The following is a 594-nucleotide window of genomic DNA, read 5'->3' as shown; positions in this document are numbered from 1 at the left end:
GCAGATCGCATCACTTCGCCAAGTGAAGCTTGCCAATCATGTGATGGGTCATTCCAGACAGTAGTCGTAAATGTGTTTTACAGCACCAGACAGCGCACCCGGTCTGAGTGCTGAACAAAATACGCCAGGCCATGGTCAACGGCACATTTTTTCCTTTGTTTTCAATGACTTGCAAATATTTCCAGGCACTGCACAGCATCTGGCACGGCCCATGCAATAGCTCCTCCGAGCGCAACTTGATGCTCACCAACCCAAACCACTTAAGGAGTTACACCATGAAATCCAATCTGATCATTCAAGACCTGTCCACCCGCAAGGAACTCGACCGCGCTGCGATGTCGTCTGTCCGTGGCGGCAATGCCATCGCCCTCGTTGGCGGCAACTCGGCCAACGTTGCCGGTGGCGGCATCTTCAGCCCAACCACCGTCGTCCAGGTCGGCCCGACGGTGACCAACGTTGATGCCAGTTCGCATCTCAAGCTCGACCTGCCCACTGCCTTTAACTTCGGCGGCCAGCAGCTGGTTGCCTGAGCCCCTGATTTCAATTACCCAATACCCAAATTCTCAGGAGATACACCATGAAATCCAATCTGAT

General features: G+C 53.5%; 1 protein-coding gene. It reads left to right on the top strand.

The genetic code is table 11. From position 1 onward, the window contains the following. Nucleotides 1-275: 275 nt before the first annotated feature. A complete protein-coding gene (locus tag C5P05_RS02850; RefSeq protein ID WP_114968362.1) occupies nucleotides 276-530 on the top strand; it encodes a hypothetical protein in 255 nt (84 codons plus the stop codon). Nucleotides 531-594: the final 64 nt, after the last annotated feature.

Source organism: Rhodoferax ferrireducens (assembly GCF_003347515.1).
GTDB lineage: Bacteria > Pseudomonadota > Gammaproteobacteria > Burkholderiales > Burkholderiaceae_C > Rhodoferax.
Note: the sequence above shows the minus strand (reverse complement) of the source record. Positions and strands in the feature narration are given on the sequence as shown.

Excerpts from the sequence above, each read along its gene's own strand:
- C5P05_RS02850 (WP_114968362.1), top strand. The coding sequence starts at position 276 with ATGAAATCCAATCTGATCATTCAAGACCTGTCCACCCGCAAGGAACTC.